This window comes from Microbacterium sp. NPDC076768 (assembly GCF_040687205.1).
Taxonomy (GTDB): Bacteria; Actinomycetota; Actinomycetes; order Actinomycetales; family Microbacteriaceae; genus Microbacterium.
This window is the reverse complement of the sequence record NZ_JBFBMU010000002.1, coordinates 485,330-503,320: the sequence shown is the minus strand read 5'-3', so window position 1 is coordinate 503,320 and position 17,991 is coordinate 485,330. Positions and strand designations below refer to the sequence as shown.

16 protein-coding genes are annotated in these 17,991 nt (G+C 63.0%); 6 read left to right on the top strand and 10 right to left on the bottom strand.

Going from position 1 to position 17,991, the window contains the following annotated elements; genetic code table 11:
* Positions 1-7 precede the first annotated feature (7 nt).
* From AB0O87_RS08820 to ispG, 3 genes are read right to left on the bottom strand one after another with little or no spacing between them, the layout of a single operon-like run.
* Positions 8-871 carry a hypothetical protein gene (locus tag AB0O87_RS08820; RefSeq protein ID WP_363514279.1) on the bottom strand — a complete coding sequence of 288 codons (864 nt, stop codon included), beginning with the start codon at positions 869-871 and terminating at the stop codon, positions 8-10.
* Positions 872-884: 13 nt separating this feature from the next.
* Positions 885-1,217, bottom strand: coding sequence for a nuclear transport factor 2 family protein (locus AB0O87_RS08815; RefSeq protein WP_363514276.1), 333 nt, complete (start codon positions 1,215-1,217; stop codon positions 885-887).
* A gap of 10 nt (positions 1,218-1,227) precedes the next feature.
* Positions 1,228-2,376 (bottom strand): flavodoxin-dependent (E)-4-hydroxy-3-methylbut-2-enyl-diphosphate synthase, encoded by a 1,149-nt coding sequence (gene ispG, locus AB0O87_RS08810; protein ID WP_363514273.1) that lies wholly within the window; start codon positions 2,374-2,376, stop codon positions 1,228-1,230.
* Between the two features lie 219 nt (positions 2,377-2,595).
* Here ispG and AB0O87_RS08805 point away from each other — a divergent pair, with 219 nt between their 5' ends.
* On the top strand, positions 2,596-4,479 hold the full coding sequence (locus AB0O87_RS08805; protein WP_363514270.1) for a chorismate-binding protein: 1,884 nt from the start codon (positions 2,596-2,598) through the stop codon (positions 4,477-4,479).
* A 28-nt stretch (positions 4,480-4,507) separates the two neighbouring features.
* Here AB0O87_RS08805 and AB0O87_RS08800 read toward each other — a convergent pair whose 3' ends face one another.
* The 3 genes from AB0O87_RS08800 to AB0O87_RS08790 form a co-directional block, all read right to left on the bottom strand.
* Positions 4,508-5,722 (bottom strand): DUF6596 domain-containing protein, encoded by a 1,215-nt coding sequence (locus AB0O87_RS08800; RefSeq protein WP_363514267.1) that lies wholly within the window; start codon positions 5,720-5,722, stop codon positions 4,508-4,510.
* A gap of 14 nt (positions 5,723-5,736) precedes the next feature.
* Positions 5,737-6,105, bottom strand: a complete 369-nt coding sequence (locus tag AB0O87_RS08795) for a YciI family protein (RefSeq protein ID WP_363514264.1) — start codon at positions 6,103-6,105, stop codon at positions 5,737-5,739.
* A gap of 67 nt (positions 6,106-6,172) precedes the next feature.
* A complete protein-coding gene (locus AB0O87_RS08790; protein WP_363514261.1) occupies positions 6,173-7,486 on the bottom strand; it encodes a M50 family metallopeptidase in 1,314 nt (437 codons plus the stop codon).
* Between the two features lie 66 nt (positions 7,487-7,552).
* Here AB0O87_RS08790 and AB0O87_RS08785 point away from each other — a divergent pair, with 66 nt between their 5' ends.
* The 3 genes from AB0O87_RS08785 to AB0O87_RS08775 all read left to right on the top strand — a co-directional run bounded on the left by AB0O87_RS08785 (position 7,553) and on the right by AB0O87_RS08775 (position 10,625).
* Positions 7,553-8,167, top strand: a complete 615-nt coding sequence (locus AB0O87_RS08785; protein ID WP_363514258.1) for a hypothetical protein — start codon at positions 7,553-7,555, stop codon at positions 8,165-8,167.
* 89 nt (positions 8,168-8,256) lie between these two features.
* The gene (locus AB0O87_RS08780; RefSeq protein WP_363514255.1) at positions 8,257-8,910 is read left to right on the top strand and encodes a YcnI family protein; all 654 of its coding nucleotides are present in this window, start codon (positions 8,257-8,259) and stop codon (positions 8,908-8,910) included.
* An 89-nt stretch (positions 8,911-8,999) separates the two neighbouring features.
* Positions 9,000-10,625: a UDP-N-acetylmuramoyl-L-alanyl-D-glutamate--2,6-diaminopimelate ligase gene (locus tag AB0O87_RS08775; RefSeq protein ID WP_363514253.1), complete on the top strand. Its 1,626-nt coding sequence runs from the start codon at positions 9,000-9,002 to the stop codon at positions 10,623-10,625.
* A 7-nt stretch (positions 10,626-10,632) separates the two neighbouring features.
* On the opposite strand, the gene dxr is transcribed toward AB0O87_RS08775, so the two are convergent.
* Both dxr and AB0O87_RS08765 read right to left on the bottom strand, forming a co-directional pair.
* Complete coding sequence (dxr, locus tag AB0O87_RS08770; protein WP_363514250.1) at positions 10,633-11,715, bottom strand: 1-deoxy-D-xylulose-5-phosphate reductoisomerase; 1,083 nt, start codon at positions 11,713-11,715, stop codon at positions 10,633-10,635.
* 37 nt (positions 11,716-11,752) lie between these two features.
* Positions 11,753-12,706 (bottom strand): FKBP-type peptidyl-prolyl cis-trans isomerase, encoded by a 954-nt coding sequence (locus AB0O87_RS08765; RefSeq protein ID WP_363514247.1) that lies wholly within the window; start codon positions 12,704-12,706, stop codon positions 11,753-11,755.
* A gap of 123 nt (positions 12,707-12,829) precedes the next feature.
* On the opposite strand from AB0O87_RS08765, the gene AB0O87_RS08760 reads away from it, so the two are divergent.
* A complete protein-coding gene (locus AB0O87_RS08760; RefSeq protein ID WP_363514244.1) occupies positions 12,830-13,609 on the top strand; it encodes a lysophospholipid acyltransferase family protein in 780 nt (259 codons plus the stop codon).
* An 18-nt stretch (positions 13,610-13,627) separates the two neighbouring features.
* Here the strand turns inward: AB0O87_RS08760 and AB0O87_RS08755 are convergent, their stop codons facing one another.
* Entirely contained in the window at positions 13,628-14,122 is a 495-nt protein-coding gene (locus tag AB0O87_RS08755) for an OsmC family protein (RefSeq protein ID WP_363514241.1), read from the bottom strand.
* Positions 14,123-14,187: 65 nt separating this feature from the next.
* Between AB0O87_RS08755 and AB0O87_RS08750 the strand changes: the two genes are divergently transcribed.
* On the top strand, positions 14,188-15,183 hold the full coding sequence (locus AB0O87_RS08750; RefSeq protein ID WP_363514239.1) for an asparaginase: 996 nt from the start codon (positions 14,188-14,190) through the stop codon (positions 15,181-15,183).
* 28 nt (positions 15,184-15,211) lie between these two features.
* Here the strand turns inward: AB0O87_RS08750 and AB0O87_RS08745 are convergent, their stop codons facing one another.
* Positions 15,212-17,950 carry an FtsK/SpoIIIE domain-containing protein gene (locus tag AB0O87_RS08745; RefSeq protein ID WP_363514236.1) on the bottom strand — a complete coding sequence of 913 codons (2,739 nt, stop codon included), beginning with the start codon at positions 17,948-17,950 and terminating at the stop codon, positions 15,212-15,214.
* Positions 17,951-17,991: the final 41 nt, after the last annotated feature.

Sequence of the window (17,991 nt, the reverse complement as noted above, 5' to 3'; positions counted from 1 at the left end):
CTTGTAATCAGAGGGGCGTTGCGGTTGTCGTCATCACGAGGAGCTGTGGATCGCTCAGGTCGAGCGAGACAGTGATCGATGCGAACTCTGCGAGCGAATCCACATGGGTGCCTCCGCACAGAATCACCGCTTCTCGTTCCGGCAGATCGCAGTGCCAGCGGCGACGGTCCGAAATAGCGGGGCCATCCGTCTCGATGCGGCTTGCAGAAGCCGCGGAAACCCACTGTGCCAGCCTCTCGTTCATCTGCTGCTCGCGCACGGCACGCGTCGCGGCGAACGTTTCGGTGTCGAACCCTGCTTTGCGCAGGCTCTTTCCTAACCGGTACTCGTCAACCGCCCCGTCTTCATGAATTCGGCTGGATTGGTTGGCACGTGCCTCAAAGTTGGGGTTTCCCAGCGCGTCCTCCCCCGCGTCTTTGCGCCACAGATCCGCCAGCGCGGCATCCAGCGCGAGCGATGCGAGGTGACACGCTGTGTGGCCGCGGCTGAGTCCGTGGCGGCGCTCCTGGTCGACCGAGAGGCGCACCGATGCACCTTCGACCAGCCAGTCCGGAGCTTCACCGTCAAGCTCGTGGCCGACGAGCCACGTCCACCGATCGGCGCCGCGCTTGACCGGGATATCACTCCCGACGGCGAACGCGCCGTCGTCAGATGCCGCAGCCATGACTGCTTGAGAAACGCGCACCATCTCACTACCGACAGCAATCGCGCCTCGGTCGCCCGGCTGGTCCGGCCAGGTGTGGTCCACGGGGTGAAACGGCGTCTGGTCAACAACCACTACGGTCGTATCCTGGCCACGCTCGATGCGGGTCACGACGGCTTCGCCGACGAGAGCACCCTGAGCAAAACTGACGATTGTCGGAGTGTACATAGCTCTCTTTGAGTCAGTGCGAGGGAGGAATGGTGAAGCTGGCGAGCTTGTCGCCATCGACCACGAAAATGCCATCGGACTCGCCGTTGAACACTCGGCTCGACCACGCGAAGTGGATCCGCGTCGTTTCACCTTCGGTCACAGCCGACAGCACGGTCATCTGCGCGCCGGCGCCGATTGCGTCACTTTCTGCCCATGCGCGCACACCAGCAGCACCCTCTTTAATCGTGCCCCAGTCGTTGACAAACCCCGTCGACGTGAACGCACTGACGAAACCTTCCGTATCGGCGGAGTTGATCGCATCGATCATCGTACGAACAGGAAGAGGCAGAGCGAAGTCAGACATATGGAGAACTTTAGACGAGGACTTGAGCAGTACCCAGTGGAGCGTCTGGCCCCATCTCGGCGGCGATCCGGTTGGCCTCTTCGATCAGAGTCGCGACGATGTCTGCCTCTGGCACGGTCTTGATGACCTCGCCCTTGACGAAGATCTGCCCCTTGCCGTTGCCAGATGCCACACCCAGATCAGCTTCTCTGGCCTCGCCGGGACCATTCACGACGCATCCCATCACCGCTACCCGCAAAGGTACGGTCATGTCCTTCAAGCCTTCGGTCACGTCTTCGGCGAGCGTGTAAACGTCGACCTGAGCACGTCCGCAGGATGGGCACGACACAATTTCGAGCTTGCGCTCGCGCAGGTTGAGAGACTGCAAAATCTGGTGGCCGACCTTGACCTCTTCTGCAGGAGGCGCTGAGAGCGACACCCGGATCGTGTCGCCAATGCCCTCGCTGAGCAGGATGCCGAATGCGGTCGCGCTCTTTATCGTGCCCTGAAACGCTGGCCCTGCCTCTGTGACGCCAAGGTGCAACGGCCAGTCGCCACGTTCCGCGAGCTGACGGTAGGCCTTCACCATCACGATCGGGTCGTTGTGCTTGACCGAAATCTTGAAATCGTGAAAGTCGTGTTCTTCGAACAGCGATGCTTCCCACACCGCGCTCTCCACGAGCGCTTCCGCTGTTGCCTTGCCATGCTTTTCAAGGATGCGGCGGTCAAGCGAGCCTGCGTTCACGCCGATGCGCAGTGAGACACCCGCGGCTTTCGCTGCCTCGGCGATCTTCCCGACGTTTCCATCGAACTCGCGGATGTTGCCGGGGTTCACTCGCACGGCACCACACCCCGCATCGATCGCGGTGTAGATGTATCGCGGTTGGAAGTGAATGTCGGCGATCACTGGAATCTGGCTCTTCATCGCGATGATCTTCAGCGCATCCGCGTCGTCCTGATGCGGGACGGCAACACGCACGATCTCACAACCAGAGGCCGTAAGCTCGGCGATCTGCTGCAGAGTTCCGTTGATATCCGTCGTCTTCGTGGTGGTCATCGACTGCACGCTGACGGGAGCGTTGCCACCGACGAGAACTTTGCCGACCTTGATCTGGCGAGTCTTGCGGCGCGGGGAAAGGACTTCGGGGACCTTCGGCATTCCGAGATTCACTGCTGGCACATATCAAGCCTACGCCGCCAGGATGCGTGTGGGGTGAAAGGGCGCACCATGACACGCGCTCAAAAGAGAGAGCGCCAGTGTGGTAGTTTCGGCCCATGCTCGCGAACTTCACCTGGTGGCCCGCCTTCTAGGCGGTGTGTTCGCGTTCCCACGAATTCAGACCGCCTCCGGGGCGGTTTTTTCGTTGCGCCGAGCCGGAGCCCTGCACAGGAGACATCGATGACCCTCTCACGACTCGCTGAGCTCAGCGGCGACCCGACAGCATCATTCGTGCTGATCGCCCGCGATGGCCGAGACACCGTAGAGCTTCTCAGTGGTGAGGTTGTGGATGTCGAGCTCCTCGCAGACATCCCGCTCACCATCGACGGAACGCCGCGCGAGATTTTCTCGATGGTTCCCTATCGCCAGGTCCGTGAGCGCGGTTTCGTCGCCCAAGATGATGGCGCACCGCTGCGGTGCATCGTTGTCGACGAGCATCTTGAGATGCCCACATCCGATGTTCTGGCCAACCTCTCTCGCACACCAGTGGCGCTGCAGAACGAGGGGTTCGATATCCCAGACTCGAAGTACGCAGCGATCGTCGAGAAGGTCATCGCAGAAGAAATCGGCCAGGGCGAGGGCGCAAATTTCGTCATCAGGCGCGACTTCACTGCAGACATTGACACAGACGACCGCGCGGCCGCGCTCACCTGGTTTCGAGCTCTGCTGGCGCACGAGCGCGGCGCTTACTGGACGTTCGCGGTCTTCACCCCCGGGCATATCGCCGTCGGAGCGAGCCCCGAAGCGCACGTCGTGGCGCGCGACGGCATCGTCACGATGAATCCGATCTCCGGAACCTTCCGCCACCCCACTGGCGGTGCCACCAAAGAAACGCTGATTGACTTCCTCGCCTCCACCAAAGAGACAGAAGAGCTGTTCATGGTGGTTGACGAAGAACTCAAGATGATGAGCGCTGTCTGCTCAGATGGCGGACGCATCACCGGTCCACATCTGAAAGAGATGTCTAGACTCACCCACACCGAGTACATGCTCCGTGGGCGCAGCACGCTTGATCCGCGCGACATTTTGCGCGAAACGATGTTCGCCCCCACCGTCACCGGATCACCCATGCAGAACGCATGTGCGGTGATTCGCCGTCACGAGAAGAAGCCTCGCGGCTATTACTCCGGTGTCGCTGCGTTGTTTACCCCCAACGCACACGGTGGGCACGACCTGGATGCACCGATCCTTATTCGTACCGTTTATCTCGAAGACGGCACGCTCCGCGTTCCCGTCGGAGCAACGCTGGTGCGGCACTCAAGTCCGCTGGGCGAAGTGTCAGAGACGCACGGCAAGGCGGCAGGTGTGTTGGGGGCAATCGGTGCCATCGAGCGCGATAGCACTCCAAACGCGCGCGCAGATGCTGATGCACCTGCCGAAGAACGAGCTCTCGCCGATGATCCAGACGTCGCCGAACTCTTGGCATCACGGAACTCCCGGCTTGCTGATTTCTGGCTCAACCCCCAGGGCGAAGACTTCACTGGTCCTTTCGCAGGGCGCAGCGCGGTGGTCGTTGACGCGGAAGACAGGTTCACCACCATGTTGGCGCACCAGCTGCGTCACCTCGGGCTCGAGGTGACAATCGCGCCATGGAGCGAGGTGACTGACGACGATCTCGACTCTGCCGACATCGTTGTTGCGGGACCTGGTCCCGGCGACCCACGCGATGCATCAGATAAGCGCATTGCACGGATGCGCAAGATTGTCGCTCGACGCCTCGACGCCGAAGCTCCCCTGCTGGCGGTGTGCCTGAGTCATCAGATTCTTTCGGATCGTCTCGGCATCCCGTTGATGCCCCTTGACGCGCCTCACCAGGGTCTTCAGAAGTTGGTGCCGATCTTTGGAGAGGAAGCCTCAATCGGCTTCTACAACACCTTCACAGCGCGGGTCACCTCTGGGACTACTCAGCAGGGCGCTGCCGAGGTCTCGGCAGATAGCGAAACGGGCGATGTTTATGCCCTGCGCGGGGCGCACTTCGCCTCGGTGCAAGGTCATCTTGAGTCGATTTTGTCGCGCGATGGGATCCACACGCTTGAGCGCTTGGTCGGACACGCCTTCGCCTGAACTCACAGACGCGGCCACAGCGGGCCGATCAGACGGAGGTACCACCACGGGCGCGCAGCAGCCGCTGCTCCGCATCGTTCTGGGTCCGTTTTCGCGCTTCGTTGAGCGCCTCGACTGCCTCGTCGTCGCAGCCAAGGCGCGCCAAAAGGTTCCCGCGCACCGCGTGCCAGAGATGAAAACGCTCCAGATCGCCTCGCAACCCCTCGACCTCGACGAGAGCCCTCGATGCATGGCCGGTCTCAGCAAGTGCGACAGCGCGATTCAGCATGACAACCGGCGACTGGTCGTAGACCAGCAACATGTCGTACAGGGTGACGATCTGATCCCAGTCCGTGCTGGCGAAATCGGGCGCATCGGCATGACAGGCGGCGATAGCGGCGTGCAGTTGCCATCGTCCTGGCCTGTTCTGCGCAGCCGCGGCGCGGAGCGCGGCATGCGCCTGCGTTTGCAACCCGACATCCCAGCGGGACCGGTCCTGGTCGGCTAACAGCACGATGTCGCCCCCGACTGACCGCGCACCCTCCCGACTCCGATGAAACTTGACAAGCGCGACGAGCCCCAGAGCCTCCGGCTCACCGGGAAGCGCGTGCGCGACCACATCGGCAAGCCAGACCGCGTCGTCGGCGAGGTCGCGATCAGCGCCCGCATCTCCTCCAGCGACGAGGTGAGCTTCGTTGTACATCACCGATATCACTGTCAGCACAAGATCAAGACGCGAGGCTCGCTCTTCCCCGACAGGCACTCTCAGCGGGATTCCGGCCGCCCCGATCTTGCGCTTCGCGCGGACAATCCGCTGGCCGGTTGCCGTGGGGGTGCTCAGCGTCGCCCTGGCGATCTGCTCCGTCGTAAGACCACACACGGCGCGCAACGTGAGCGCGAGCTGCGCTGTCTCCGTGAGCGCGGGGTGGCAACAGCCAAACAGGAGCGGTAACCGCTCATCGACCTCTTTCGCCGATCGGCGACTCGTATCAGCCAGAATCTCAAGCTTTTGTCGGTATCGCTTGTCACGTCTGAGTCGATCCAGCGCATTGCGACGCGCAGCCGTCGTCAACCAGCCGCCAGGATTCGGCGGGATTCCGGCCTCGCGCCAGTGCACGAGTGCCTCGATGACGGCCTCGGCTACGGCTTCTTCGGCGAGGTCGAAGTTGCCGAGTGATGCGGTGAGCGAGGCCACGATGTGCCCGGTCTCGGCGCGCACTACCCGTTCGAGGGCGCGATCGGATGCCGCGTCGGGCGGCGACACGGCATCCGTCTCGTTCACTGCTCAAACTGGCTGTAGTCCGTCACAATCGGGCGCACCTCGACGGATGTTCCCTCGAGTTCTAGCATCGGCCAGCTTTTGGCAAGCGCGATGGCGGCATCGAGGTCAGGAACATCGATGAGGCAGAACCCGCCGACTGCCTCCCGCGCCTCGGTGAAGGGACCATCGACGACCACAGCGCCGGCAGCGCCACGGCGCACAGTTGTCGCCGTCTCGACGGGCTGCAACTCGGCACCGCTGTCTTCGATCCACTGGTCATTGTCTTGAAACCACTGAAACACGCGTCCGTACACATCTTGCGCGACCTCAGGGTCGACCGCGGCGTCGTGTGCGGGCGTGGAGGTGAACATAATGACGTACTTCATGGGGTTCGTCCTTTCGTCTTGAGAACCGTTTCACCCTTACAGCGAACGGACAAGAACGATTTCGACATCAACCCAGAATATTTATGGGGTTGAACAGGTCGGCAACCAGCAACAACGCCCCCATCCCGATGAGGAGTACGGCAACAACCACGGTGAGCGGCACCAGTTTCGTGGCATCGACAGGCGCGGGAGGAGGCCGGCGGAAGAGCTTCGCCCACACACGTTTGATGCCATCCCACAGGGCGACCACGATGTGACCCCCATCGAGCGGTAGCAGTGGGATCAGGTTGAACACGAAGAGGGCGATGTTCAGCGAGCCGAGTAGGCCAAGCAGGACAGCGAACCGATTGAGAACTGGCGCATCTGTTGCGGCGACTTCGCCAGCGATGCGTCCGACTCCGACCACGCTCAACGGGCCATTCGGATCGCGTTCACCGCCAGTCACCAGAGAAACTCCGACATCCCACAACCGCACAGGCAATGTGGCGATCAGCGAACCGACCCGTGCTGTCGTCTCGGCAGCCATCTCAGGCCCCGCGGTCAATGGCTGTTGCACGTACCCCATCTGAGCGCCCATGCCCACATAGCCCACTTCTTTGACAACGGGTTCACCGGAATCATCGAGGATCGGGCGACCACTCGCATCGGTGATTGTGCGCTCCGCCGCAATGGGAGTGATTCGTAGGTCTTGCTCCACACCGTCGCGAAGAACCACCGCATCGAGGGTCTCCCCTGGGGAGGCCTGCACAATGGCTGTGGCCTCCGCAAAATTCGAAACCGCTGTGCCATCGATAGAGACGATCACGTCACCAGGCTCGAGACCAGCCTCAGCCGCAGGCGATGCCGGGTAGTCAGCCGAGCACTCGGTGGCCGTCGATCCCGCAGGAACCACACATTCGCTCACCGAGGCGATCGTGGTGGTTCCCTGCTGCACTCCGATGCCGGAGACCAGCACAGTGAAGATCACGACAGCGAGGACGAGGTTCATCACCGGCCCACCGAGCATCACGATGACGCGCTTCCACACCGGCAAGCGGTAGAAGACGCGATCTTCTGCGCCCTCGGCAATGGTTTCGTCGTTGGCGGAGCGCGCGTCTTGAATCAACGAACGGAAGACACCAGAGGCGGGACCTGTGTTCTTCGATGCCGGATACATGCCCGACATCGAGATGAAGCCGCCGACCGGGAGCATTTTGAAGCCGTACTCAGTTTCACCGATTCGTTTTGACCACAACCGCGGTCCGAAGCCGATCATGTACTGCCCTACGCGCACGCCAAACAGCTTCGCAGGGACGAGATGGCCGACCTCATGCAGGCCAATCGAAAGCCCGAGGCCGATCAGCATGAACAGGATGCCGCCCAGATAGAGCAGTATTTCCACGGTTCAACGGTAGTGCCCCGGAGCTTGGAATCTGCCTTGCACTTTCGGCGCAGCTAGGCTGTGGGGGTGAATGCTCGGCAGCTGCGACTGGTACGCGCTGCTCTCGTATCTTCTGTGGCCACGCTCATCGCCGCAATTTCTCACACTTTCGGTGGCGGATCTGCCCCGCACCCCCTGCTGATTGTCGCCATCGCGACTCTGCTGATGCCGCTGTGCGCACTGTTGATCGGCGTGCGGCAATCGCGCGCACGGGTCGCGTCTGGCGTCGTGCTCTCGCAGGTCGTTTTTCACGTTCTTTTTCAGGTGCTTGGTTCTCCCACAGCGGCAGACGTGCTCGGCGAAGGCAGCGGCGTAGCGAACGGTGTTCACACCCACCAGATCGACCTCGCCAGTTTGGGGTCAGGATCTGCCGCAGCAACGCCGAGCGCGATGATGCTGTTTGCTCACTTCGTCGCCGCGATACTCACCACCGTGCTGGTGTGGCACGGTGAGGCGATCATGCGCGCCGTGGCGCGTTGGGTTGACGCGCACATCCGCCGCGCCTCCCCCGCGACGCCGGCCGCACACCGCAAACCACCCCGGCTGCGCTCTGCTGTCTTCGTCGCGCTCGACGCGGCTTCCTCGCGCACGGAGCCACAGCGCGGACCCCCTCGTCTCTCCAGCGGCATCTCTGCCGCATAGGTATCCGTCGCCACTTCGGCGGCACCCTCTTTCGCGGAGATCGCGTGACATTCACGCGCCCGCACTTTTTGAGTACCAGGAGATTGCTTGTGTCCCGCAACACCCGCACCCGCCGCACTATTCTCGCCACTGCCGGAGTCCTCGGCGGCGCCGCACTCGCGCTCGCCCTTCCTTCGATGGCAAGCGCTCACGTCGGTGTCAGTCCAGACGAACTCGCCGCCGGAGACTACGGTGTGCTGACGTTCTCGTTCTCTCACGGTTGTGACGAGTCACCAACGACTGCTTTGCAGATCACGATGCCCGAAGGACTCACCTCTGTTGCCCCGACCGTCGACAGCGACTGGAACATCGATGTCGAGCGTGGCGACGATGGTCTGGTCAGCGCCGTGACGTACACCGCTGTCACCCCCGTCCCCAACGGCCTCCGCGGCGCGGTGAGCATGTCGGTCGGTCTTGATGAGAGCGCCACCGATTCGCTCGCATTCCCGGTCGTACAGGAATGCGTGGACGGGACAACGGAATGGACACAGCTCGCAGAAGAAGGCGAAGACCCGCACGAGCTTGAGTCCCCTGCTCCTGTCTTGTCAATCGGGGCAGCCGCGACAGATGGTCATGCAGACCACGGCACCACCGACGCTTCGCCGGAGTCTGACCCGTTGGCTGTTGCCCTCGGTGCTGGCGGACTGGTCGCAGGAGTCGCCGCTCTGATCGTGGCGGTTCTGGCATACCGGCGCAAAGCCTGACAGTGAGGCACGACTCCTCGCGCGACCACGCGCGAGGAGTCGTGCCGCAGCGTGGGTTCGCGCCGTCGTCATGAGATCATGGATGCGACATGTCGATTGAACAACAACCGAGCCTGCCTCCCGTGCTCCGCCCCGCGAACCCGCCCCGGCGTGAGCTGTCCGAACTTGCCGACCGCTTCGCCCGCTCAGTGCGCGGTGATGTCGAGGGAGTCACCCTCTCCGGCATCACGCTTGCTACCGCGGACCTGCGCCCAGGTGAAGCCTTCGTCGCCATACGAGGGGTGAACAGGCACGGCGCCGATTTCGCCGCTACCGCCGCGGAGAAGGGTGCTGTGGCGGTGATCACCGATGAGGCGGGTGCAGAGATCGCCACACCGGCTGGTCTTCCTGTCATCATCGTCGATAATCCTCGTGCCGTGCTCGGAGACCTGAGCGCCTGGGTCTATGGCACCGGCGCCGGTGATCCGCTTCCCCTTCTCTTTGCAACGACTGGCACCAATGGCAAGACGAGCGTTTCTCACCTGCTGGAGGGAATCCTTGACCAGCTCGACGTCGTCACTGGTCTCTCATCGACTGCCGAACGCCACATCGCTGGCGAGGTTATCGTCTCCCGTCTCACTACCCCCGAAGCCTCGGAGATGCACGCGCTCCTCGCGCTGATGCGCGAACGTGCTGTCGAAGCTGTTGCGGTAGAGGTAAGCGCGCAGGCGCTGTCTCGTCACCGCGTCGACGGCATTCAGTTCGATGTTGCAGGCTTCACCAACTTGAGCCACGACCACCTCGACGACTACGTCGACATGGAGGAGTACTTCGAGGCGAAGCTTCCGCTCTTCCGCCCAGATCGAGCGAAGAGGGGCGTCATCTGCCTCGACTCTGCCTCGGGGGCAATCGTGGTCGAGCGCTCTGAAATCCCTGTGGTCACAGTGGGCACACCCTCCATCGCGGCTGACCCCGAGACGGCAGCCGCCGCTGACTGGGTGGTCGTCATCGATGATGAGCGCGCCTCTGGCACGACGTTTACGATGACGGGACCCGCCGGTTCGTTGACGACGACCGTGCCAGTGATCGGTCCGCATATGGCCGCGAATGCCGCTCTGGCGATCGTGATGCTGCTCGAAGGCGGCTACACCTGGGAACGCATCGTCGACGCCGTTGCTCGCGACGAAGGAATCCGTGCCTACCTGCCCGGCCGCACGCAGCTTGTCTCCGGTGAAGACGGCCCGGCAGTCTTCGTCGACTTCGGACACTCACCGGATGCGTTCGAGAAGACACTCGCCGCTGTCCGCCGCGTGACGCCGGGCAAAGTGCTGATGCTGTTCGGTGCCGATGGCGACCGCGATGCCAGCAAGCGCTTCGACATGGCAAGAACCGCCGTGAACGGCAGCGACATTCTGGTGGTCACCGACCACCACCCTCGGTTCGAAGACCCCGCATCCATCCGCGCAACGCTTATCGAAAGCGCGCGCATCGCTCGGCCAGATGCTGAAATCCATGAGTCCTCCCCTCCGGAGAACGCCATCATCACCGCGGTAGGACTCGTGGGCGAAGGCGATGCCATTCTCTGGGCCGGCCCCGGCCACCAGGACTATCGCGATATCCGTGGCATGCGCACCCCCTACTCTGCCAGGGAACTCGCCCGCAGGGCTCTTCGTGCTGCCGGATGGTCTGTTCCGGATTCCCGGTGGCCAGTGCCGTACCCCGACGAGAGCATTTAGGCCTTCATCAGCCCTTCGCGATCATGCGATCTGCTGTGGCGCGCGCCCACGTCTCAACTTCGGAGAGAGATTCGACGGTGAGTTCGTCCGGTGCGTCATGCGCGTCGACCACGCGTGCGATGGTGTCGACGATCCCGAGGAACGGAAGCCGTCCCTCGTGGAACGCATGGACCGCCTGCTCGTTGGCTGCGTTGTAGACGGCGGGGAATGTGCCACCGGCACGCCCCACCGTTTTAGCGAGCGTGACGGCGGGAAAGGCTTCGTCATCGAGAGGCTCGAACGTCCAGGAGGTCGCGGTTGACCAGTCAAGCGGGCGCCCCACTCCTCCCACGCGATGCGGCCAGTCGAGGCCCAGTGAGATCGGCAGACGCATGTCTGGAGGCGACGCCTGCGCGATAGTCGACCCATCCAGAAACTCGACCATCGAGTGCACGATCGATTGCGGGTGCACCACCACCTGGATGTCGTCGTACGGCACATCGAAGAGCAGATGCGCCTCGATCACTTCCAGCCCCTTGTTCACCAACGTCGCGGAGTTGGTCGTGACCATCCGCCCCATGTCCCAGGTGGGATGCGCCAGCGCCTCGGCCGGTGTGACCTCACTCAGATCCTCCCGTGTGCGCCCGCGGAAGGGCCCGCCAGAGGCGGTGACGACAAGCCGTCGTACCTCGGCGTGAGTGCCTGCCATCAGGGCCTGGGCAATGGCGGAGTGCTCAGAGTCCACCGGCACGATCTGACCGGGAGCGGCGGCCGCGAGTACCAGGTCTCCGCCGACGATCAACGACTCTTTGTTCGCGAGCGCCAAGGTACGCCCCGATTGCAACGCCGCAAGCGTCGATCCCAGCCCTACAGAGCCGGTGATGGCGTTGAGCACCACGTCGGCCTCAACGTCCCGCACAAGCTGCTCAGCTGCAGCGGCTCCGAGCGCTGTGTGATCGACGTGGAACTGCTCTGCTTGCTGGGCAAGTAGCTCCGAATTCGAACCGGCTGCAAGACCGACGAGCTCAAATCGACGTGGGTTGGCGCGGATTACATCTAGTGCCTGAATGCCGATAGAACCAGTGGACCCGAGGACGATAATGCGACGCATAACGCCAGCCTAAGACACGAACGTGCCCCCGCAGTGGCTACTGCTGAACAGGAGTCGTCGCCAGAATGTCGACGACGAACACGAGGCTTTCGTTCTGAAGCTCGTGACCTTCGCTGGCGCCGTAGCCTTCCGCTGGCGGCATAACGACGATGACCTGCGAACCAACCTGTTGTCCCTCGAGCGCCTTCTGGAAGCCTGCAACAACGCCGGTGGTCTGGAATTGCGACGGCACTGCCTCACGGCTCCAGCTGGAGTCGAATTCTTCTCCGTCAGACCACTTAACACCCATGTACTGCACCACAACCAGGTCGCCTGAGGCGACGGTCGCGCCGTCGCCCTGCTTCAGCACAGCAACTTCAGTCTCCGTCGGTGCATCACCATCTGGGATCGTGATCGTTGGTGCTCCGTCATCCGCGAGTTCAACCGTCGGCATGCCAGGAGTCGGTTCGACAGCGTCACCGGAAGCGACAAGAGGAAGCTGCTCCACTGCTTCGGCGTAGACGACAACGTTGCTTGCCCCTTCACCCAGGACGTCAGCGGGGAGCGCCAGCGCTACGCGGGAGCCAACCGGCTCACACTCGAGCGCAGCGACAAAGAGCGAAGACTGATTTGTGTCGAGAAGAACCGGCAGCAAGCCGTCGTCGCCACGTGCAGAGGAGTCGAGTACCTCGTTGCTGGTCGCGTCGACGATCTGGTACTCCACCGACACCAGGTCATTCACGAGAACCTGGTCGCCTTCGCCCTCGGAGATGACCGTGCGCTCGACGCCCGCGAAGGCGGCGTCAGCGGGAATCGTCACCTTCGCGTCGACTCCTTCACCTTCGACGACCACAGAATCGGAAGTCTCACCCGGCTGAGCATCCAGCATGCACTCACTCGCTGCGGCGTCTGGTGTACCGGAGCTCTCCGGCTCCGCGCTGCCAGCACAACCTGCCAACAAAAGGGTCGCGGCGGCGACAGTGGACAGGACGATAAGCGGACGCTTGCGCACAGTAAAACCTCAAGATCGCGGGTGGGACACTCCATCTTCCCCTACGCCCCTTTGCTCACGCTGAGAAACGCGCATCGAATCTTCATTCCCACAATGGAATGAAAGCGGCGGTAGCCTGCTCTGATGACCTCTGAGCAGTCCGTCGAGCCCGAGTCCTCGTCAGATGAGGCGGGGAAGCCGCATCACGCAGGATTTGCCTATGCTCTCGGTCGTGGCCTTATCACTCCGCTCGCGCGGCTGATCTATCGACCGCGCATCGAGGGGCGCGAACATGTGCCGTCGGACGGCCCCGTGATCTTCGCGAGCAACCACCTCTCGTTTATCGACTCGATCGCGATTCCGGTCGCTGCTCCTCGCCCCGTCCATTTTTTGGCGAAGTCGGCATACTTCGAAGGCACCGGTTTTCGGGGTTGGCTGAGTAAGACGTTTTTTCAGTCCATCGGTGCGATCCCCGTGCAGAGGGGCGCGGGGCAAGCAGCGCTCGACGCGCTTGAGCTACAGCGTCAACTGCTGGATGAGGGCCTCGCCGTCGCGCTCTACCCTGAGGGCACTCGCTCCACAGACGGACGGCTCTACAAGGGGCGCACTGGTGTGGCGTTTCTCGCTCTGCAAACAGGGGCACGCGTTGTTCCTGTCGGCCTGAGCGGTACCGACAAAGTGCTCCCTGTCGGTGCGAAGGTGCCCACGCTCAAAGAGCGCATCACGGTGCGGTTTGGCGAGCCGCTCGATTTGTCTCCCCACGGCCCGGCGACCAGCGGACGCGCACGTCGGCTTGCCACGGACGAAATCATGGCCGCGATTCATGGACTATCTGGTCAAGAACTCGCAGGAACCTACAACGAGGCTCCCGCGCACGGGACCATCGAAAAGATCAAGCAAGCCCTCCCCCACGAGCGACGCTAAAGCGCGCGTGCGCCGGGGCTATTCGAGTGCGGTCACCGTTGCCTGGTGACGGACGGGGAAGTTCATCGAGTTTGCGATGAAGCACCACTCATGCGCCTGAGTGTGAGCGTGCTCTGCGGCTTCGATCATCGACGGTTCCGCCACGACGACCTCTGGACGCAACAGCACATCGACGAACGCGCCGCTCCCCCTCCCGTCTTCGTGCATCGTTCCCCGCGCCTGATCACGGTATGACACCACGACAACTCCCGCGGTGACGCAGGCGTGCAAATAAGACAGCAGATGGCACTCAGAGAGTGACGCGAGCAAAAGATCTTCCGGGTTCCAACGAGTCGAGTCACCGCGGAATGGCCGATCAGCCGATGCCAACAGGTTGGGCTTGCCGTCGATCTCGATTGTCACGTCGCGCCGGTACTCGCGGTAGCCGGTGGTGCCTGACCCGGTGTTCCCCGTCCAGGTTGAGGTGAGCGCGTAGTGATGTTCACCGAGGGTGCGGGGAGTCGTCTGTGCCATGGCAACACTCTCGCATGAGTGTGCGACACCGCGCGAGAGGTCCAGCCCCCGACTAGAGTTGTCGGGTGCTGGAGACTCTCACTGTTCAGGATTCCGTAGAACTTGCTGTCGTCGAACGGAGTGGTTTCGTCGAATCTCGCCATGCTGGCGCAGCGGTCGTGCTCTCGCCCGACGGTGAGATCGTCGCTCGTCATGGCAACGTCGATGCCCTCGTCTTGCCGCGCTCAAGCATGAAGCCGCTTCAGGCCGTCGCGTGCCTCACCGCAGGTGCGGTACTGGAGGGTGAGCAGCTTGCGATCTCCACCGCCAGCCACATCGGCACAGATAGGCATGCTGCGGTTGTCAGAGACATGCTTACCGAGGGCGGCCTCACCGAAGATCATCTTGGTTGCCCTGCCGCATGGCCAAGCGATTCGGCAACACGTGATGAGCTCGTGCGCGAGCACGGACAGCCAGAGCGCGTGCGCATGAACTGCTCAGGCAAGCACGCCGCCATGCTGCGAGCGTGCGTGGCAACCGGCTGGCCAACCGCCGGATACCTCGATGTCGACCATCCGCTACAGCAGCACATCCGCGAAGTCGTCGAACGGCTCACCGGCGAGAAGATCGCCCACACCGCGATCGACGGATGCGGTGCTCCTGTCCACGTGATGACGCTGACGGGCCTCGCCCGCTCAATGCACCGCATCGGTACGGCTTCCGACCGCTCACCGTTTGCCCTGCACCGTGTCGCCGGCTCACTTGTGCGAGCGGTGCGGGAGAACCCGTGGACGATCGAAGGGCCGGGGCGCCCAGACACCATCGCGACCGAGAAGCTCGGTGTGTTCACCAAGTACGGAGCCGAAGGTGTGATGGTGATGGTCGCTCCCAACGGAACCACGGTGGCTCTCAAGACGCTGGACGGTGCCACTCGCGCCTCTACGGTTGTCGCGGCAACGTTGCTCGCTCATGCCGGCGGCCTGAGTGACGCCGATGTCACATCGCTCACCAATGCGCTTCCCCTGAGCGTGCAGGGCGGCGGGATTGACGTCGGCGCTATTCGCCCTGGCGCGGGAATCTGATTCGCCAAATCCCGCGCATGCGCTCCACTCAGAGCGACGAAAGCTCGGCGAGCACAACGCGTCGAGGTGCTGAGGACCCCGTTATCGACCATGCGCGACCTCTGTGCAAAAGAGCGTAGGGCGGTAGTTCGCGCACACCGCCGAGTTGACGAAGGTCGGCTTGCTGTTCGGCCCGAATAAGTACCTCCCCCTCTGCGCGAATGCGCTGAAACAAGGACCAGTTCCGTTGCCACGTTTCTGCGTCTGCGACCACGATGCAAGGGTGTTGCGGATTGGAGGGCTCGACGCCGGCGAGCAAAACTTCGTACTCCGGGTGAGCTTCGCGCAGACGAGAAACGAGCGATGGTGCACCGGCACTGACGACCGCCGTCGCCGCACATGAAGGAGCCCACCAGGACACAGCATCCGGAGCAGAAGCGTCAACGGCATCGGGAGCAGCCCAGACGATCTGCACCTCGCGCTCCCCGATCCTGGCGCGTCCCGCTATGCGGTCGCGCACGAAGCCCGATGGCTCTCCCCCCGCCGACAGGTGCTCGATGCGCGTCGGCATCCGCAGTATTGCTCTCCGGGGCAAGAGGTCAAACACTCGGCCGATGGCCCCTGCCGCCCTGGTGGCGGAGAGCATGAATGTTGTGCCAGCCCCCGCCCGAATCACCTGTTCCCACCGCTGGACAAACAGCTGGCCATACTCCGGCGGGAAGGTGGCTACCAGGGCATCGAGGTCGTCGCAGAGTACGACCTCGGGCGGACGAGCACTACCGACCGCCCAGTTGGCAAGCATGTCCCACGCCGCCTCAGGATCGTCCGACACCCAGAAAGCATCGGGCCGTTGCGCTGCCACCGCCCGCAAGGCCGAAGTGCGGCCCGATCCCGGGGAACCCAGAACAACCGTCCCCCGGTCTTGACCGCAGCGCAGCATCTCCTGCGGCTGAGACTGCCGTGCGGGGTCATCGCCGATCCCCCACACGATCGTTTCGGGAACATTGCCATCGGATGCAGGAAGCTCCTCGAGGGGTATGCGTGCGGGAAGCGCCGGAAGCCAGGGGCTACGCGGTGCGTCCTCCGCGCCCCATCGCATGCCAACTTCACGCAAATCCGCGACGCCCGTCAGGGCCACCCGTATCGGCACAGGTTCCTGGTCGGTCGGCCGACGCACCAATCCGATCCCCCGCGACGCGGCTCCGCCGGGGAGCGCCGCTGCCGCATCGGTCCCCAGCATCAGAACGCTGTCGGCTGCATCTCCCACTCGCAAGCTGATGCGCAACGGACAGTTTGCCGCCAGCGCATCCCGCACAACACCTGATGCACGCTGAGTACCGAGGATGAGGTGCATGCCCAGCGCCCTCCCTCGTGCGGCGACATCGATAAAAACAGCACCAAGGTCGGGGTGCTCAGCCAACAACGCGGCAAACTCATCGATCACCACCACCAGCCGCGGCATCGAAGAGTCGCGCACGTCGCGCACACCTGCCGACGCCAGCGCTGCTTCACGGCGTCGGAGCTCCGCCGTAAGGCTCGACACTCCGCGTCGTGCGCCTGCCTCATCAAGATCAGTGATCACTGCGGCAACCTGCCGCAGTGCACGGAGAGGTTCGAACGCCGTACCGCCTTTGAAATCAGCCAACACAAAGACCACCCGGTCCGGTCCATGCAATTCGGCGATCGCCGTCACCCATGAGACGAGAAGCTCGCTCTTTCCGGTGCCCGTCATCCCCGTGACAATGGCATGAGGACCGTCGTGGACGATATCGACGGTGATGTCACCACGCTCCCCTCTACCGATCGTCGCCGCCAGACCATCCCCTCCTGTTGGCTGCGCGAGCTCGTGCATCGCCACCGCGTCAGGGAGCGCGTCTGCATCATCTCGAAGATGTGCCAGCTCTTTCACGACCTCTCGCGCTTGCTCGAACGACAAACACTCGACGGCGACGGTGGTGATTCCGCGAGGAGTGCGGACCTTCGCTCTGGCAGGCTCGACAACGTCAATCACCGTGGTGATCCCCTCCGGCACATCTGCCTCAGCGCCGGTCTGCCAGATCAGCGCGTCTATGGCTCCGCTGTCTGAGTCGCTGACGCCGATCCCCAACGTGAATCCGCGCTTTCGCGTCGTGACGGCATGCGGCAGTGACTCCAGCCCGTAGCGGGAGAGGTCAGCACCCACGAGAGCGAGCTGCGAGGCGCCGAAGCGCAGACAAAGCTGCAAGACCAGGGCGCGCACAACGGCGTCTGTCAGCGAAGGCGCTCCTCTCACACAGATCCCGCCGCCGATGGAGACAAGCACTGGTGCATCGAGCACCACGCTGCTCCGCTCACGAAAGCTGCGACCGCGGGACTCCTCTCCGCCCGTGCACCGTACCTCGCTCGTGACGCCGCCTGCCCCGACAACAATCGACGTTGTCGTATCGGGTGGCTCGATACCACGAAGCGGTGGTTGCAAGAATCCCGATCCGGCATCGGGATCCCGAAGCCACAGAGCATCGCGTTCTTCTTGATGACGTCGCAAGAGCTCTTGTTCGGCGTCAGCCCACTCTTTCTCTGCCTGCACTGCCCCTTGGCGACGGTCGCGGCGCCGATTTCGAGCCGCATCCACGAGCGAAGCCGCGATCATCAAAGGCCCCAATAGCGCGAACGCGAGAGCGAAAATCGATCCGGTGATGAGCCAGAGCCCGACACCGGCAGCGATGGGTACCACGGCTGCCATGAAGGGAAGTGGCGCTCGGCGCGCAGGTGCGGGAGCCGTGGGAAGGACGATCGGAAGATTTTCCATGAGGCCCAGTGAACTGCACCCGAGGCCTAAGATCAGCGCTG

What these genes read in the sequence shown, in the direction of transcription:
- AB0O87_RS08820 (WP_363514279.1), bottom strand. Translation starts at nt 871, where the DNA reads ATGTACACTCCGACAATCGTCAGTTTTGCTCAGGGTGCTCTCGTCGGC.
- AB0O87_RS08815 (WP_363514276.1), bottom strand. Translation starts at nt 1,217, where the DNA reads ATGTCTGACTTCGCTCTGCCTCTTCCTGTTCGTACGATGATCGATGCG.
- AB0O87_RS08805 (WP_363514270.1), top strand. Translation starts at nt 2,596, where the DNA reads ATGACCCTCTCACGACTCGCTGAGCTCAGCGGCGACCCGACAGCATCA.
- AB0O87_RS08795 (WP_363514264.1), bottom strand. Translation starts at nt 6,105, where the DNA reads ATGAAGTACGTCATTATGTTCACCTCCACGCCCGCACACGACGCCGCG.
- AB0O87_RS08775 (WP_363514253.1), top strand. Translation starts at nt 9,000, where the DNA reads ATGTCGATTGAACAACAACCGAGCCTGCCTCCCGTGCTCCGCCCCGCG.
- dxr (WP_363514250.1), bottom strand. Translation starts at nt 11,715, where the DNA reads ATGCGTCGCATTATCGTCCTCGGGTCCACTGGTTCTATCGGCATTCAG.
- AB0O87_RS08760 (WP_363514244.1), top strand. Translation starts at nt 12,830, where the DNA reads ATGACCTCTGAGCAGTCCGTCGAGCCCGAGTCCTCGTCAGATGAGGCG.
- AB0O87_RS08755 (WP_363514241.1), bottom strand. Translation starts at nt 14,122, where the DNA reads ATGGCACAGACGACTCCCCGCACCCTCGGTGAACATCACTACGCGCTC.
- AB0O87_RS08745 (WP_363514236.1), bottom strand. Translation starts at nt 17,950, where the DNA reads ATGGAAAATCTTCCGATCGTCCTTCCCACGGCTCCCGCACCTGCGCGC.